The sequence below is a fragment of the Martinezella sp. CNPSo 3795 genome (assembly GCF_057784475.1).
This window is the reverse complement of record NZ_JBXSOQ010000030.1, coordinates 1-2,431: the sequence shown is the minus strand read 5'-3', so window position 1 is coordinate 2,431 and position 2,431 is coordinate 1. Positions and strand designations below refer to the sequence as shown.

Genomic DNA, 2,431 nt, shown 5'->3' with positions numbered 1-2,431 from the left:
CATGGCGAGGCCGGACCAGGGACCGGGATTGACGTTGTTATGATGCAGCTTGTGAACCGTATGATAGAGCGGCGGCCAGTGGATCAGTCGATGGACGAGATAGAAATGCAGATCGCGAAATGCCGGGACCAGCAGTATGATGATGAAGCAATAGATGGGGTGCTCGGCAAAGTCGACGTAGGGAATGATGCCATTGGCGAAGGCCCAGAGCGTCAGAACTTCAAATGCCGTCCATAAAGGCACTGCGCTCGCAAAAGTCCAGATCACGTTGTCAACTGTCTGGTTGCTGAAAAGAAAGGCCGAGTTATCCTTCGACGGCCACTTGCTATTATATTTGAAAGTGGTGCCCTGCTTCTTCTGCATATAGAGCCGCAGATGAAAGGCGCCGAAGAACAGGAAGACTAACACGGCATTGCGCAGGAGAAGATAGGCGATCCAGCCCGGCGCCAGTGTCTTCATCGTTTCCATGGAAGGTGTCGCGTAGAGCCACAGCAAGGTTGCGATGATGGCATAGACGGCATTCCAGGGCATGAGATAGCCGGGATACCCGAAGAACCATTTCAGGAAGGCGATCGGTTTGGCCGGCCAAATGAAGACGGGCGGATATTGCAGAAGCTTGTTGGGTTTCCAGTCGCCGCGTTTGTCGCGGGTGCCGTAGAGCGTGTCGTCCATAATGTGCCTCCCGGTGGATGAACTATGCGGTCAGTGTCAGGGACCTCGGCGCGAAACGACAGCATTGATTTGATGAAATTTGCTCACGGCGACGGGAACTCTGCTGAGCCGCAATCGGGGGAGGAGAAGGTGGCTATTACCTTCTTCCAGGCGCCGCACAGAAACACCTGCCCACATAACTATTTGGAAAGAGTTACGGGTGGACCCGGTTGGCGCATTCAGAGCATCTTGATGAAAACCCCTCACGCGACCAGCGCTCGACGAGCGAATACATCCGCTTTGCAATGAAACGCGCCGATGATCAAAAGCCATCATCGCGCCGGCTGGCGGAGATCTCGGATTCATGATCTGAGCAGCGCACTGGTAGGGGAGAAACCATGCAGAACTTGCTCATATTCCAGTCACTCTGGTCCATGGAGCGACGCAGCGCACGATATCCGGAGCTTTCTCTGGAAGAAAACATCGAAAAGATCGCGTCTGCGGGCTTTGATGGCATCAGTACCCATTGGTACGACCGCAAGGTCGTTTCTCGCGTCGCGGGCTTGCTCAAACAGCATGGGCTGCAGGCGGAGGGCCAATGTTTCCCCAAGACTGTCGACGATCTAAAGCCGGTGCTGGAGATCGCGGCCGAATACAACGTTCATCACATCTGTCTGCAGCCGGACGTGCGCCCGCGACGGCTTGAGGATTGCATTCCGTTGCTGGAAGGCTGGCAACGTCTGGCGGAAGAGGCCGGTATCGATGTTTGGATTGAGACGCATCGCGACCGCATGACGACGGATCTCTTTTTCACGCTCGACCTGCTCGATCGCCTGCCGGACCTGCAGCTGCTCGGCGATATCTCCCATTTCCTTGTCGGGCGGGAGTTCGCCTGGCCGGTATCCGACGAAAATCATGCCCTTATTCATCGGATATTGGACAGTTCCTGGGCCTTCCATGGCCGCGTTGCCTCCCGCGAACAGGTTCAGATCGAAGTTTCCTTCCCACATCACAGACCCTGGGTCGATCTTTTCCTCGGCTGGTGGGAGTATGGCTTCAAAAGCTGGCGGAAGCGCGCCGACAAAGACGCCACACTTGCCTTCACCTGCGAACTGGGGCCGAAGCCCTATGCAATCACCGGCAGGGACGGTGAAGACACCACCGACCGCTGGGAAGAATCTCTGCTTATGAAGCAGGAAATACGTGATTTGTGGGCAAGAATCATCGGCTAATAAGTTAAGAAAAGTATCAGCAATAGACTATTGATTTTGGAGGATTTTCCATGGACGTAAGAGCAGCGGTCGCGGTTGCGGCTGGCAAGCCGCTTGAGGTGATGACGGTTCAGCTGGAGGGACCGAAGGCCGGCGAAGTGCTGATCGAGGTCAAGGCGACTGGCATCTGCCACACCGATGATTTCACCCTCTCGGGCGCCGATCCGGAAGGCCTGTTTCCGGCGATCCTCGGCCATGAGGGTGCCGGCATCGTCGTCGATGTCGGGCCGGGAGTGACCTCGGTGAAGAAAGGCGATCACGTCATTCCGCTCTATACGCCCGAATGCCGCGAATGCCCGTCGTGCCTCTCGCGCAAGACCAATCTCTGCACCGCGATCCGCGCGACCCAGGGCCAGGGCCTGATGCCGGACGGCACCTCGCGCTTCTCGATCGGCAAGGACAAGATCCATCACTATATGGGCTGCTCGACCTTTGCCAATTATACCGTGCTGCCGGAGATCGCCGTCGCCAAGGTCAATCCCGACGCCCCCTTCGACAAGATCTGCTAC

General features: G+C 56.6%; 3 protein-coding genes. 2 read left to right on the top strand and 1 reads right to left on the bottom strand.

Going from position 1 to position 2,431, the window contains the following annotated elements:
* On the bottom strand, positions 1 to 672 hold a 672-nt coding region (locus tag AC13QY_RS32025; protein WP_488494570.1), incomplete at its 3' end, for a sterol desaturase family protein.
* Between the two features lie 377 nt (positions 673 to 1,049).
* Here AC13QY_RS32025 and AC13QY_RS32020 point away from each other — a divergent pair.
* Both AC13QY_RS32020 and AC13QY_RS32015 read left to right on the top strand, forming a co-directional pair.
* Positions 1,050 to 1,883 (top strand): sugar phosphate isomerase/epimerase family protein, encoded by an 834-nt coding sequence (locus AC13QY_RS32020; RefSeq protein ID WP_113351193.1) that lies wholly within the window; start codon positions 1,050 to 1,052, stop codon positions 1,881 to 1,883.
* Positions 1,884 to 1,933: 50 nt separating this feature from the next.
* Positions 1,934 to 2,431: alcohol dehydrogenase catalytic domain-containing protein (locus AC13QY_RS32015; protein WP_488494551.1), on the top strand; the 498-nt coding region annotated here is incomplete at its 3' end.

What these genes read in the sequence shown, in the direction of transcription:
- AC13QY_RS32020 (WP_113351193.1), top strand. Translation starts at nt 1,050, where the DNA reads ATGCAGAACTTGCTCATATTCCAGTCACTCTGGTCCATGGAGCGACGC.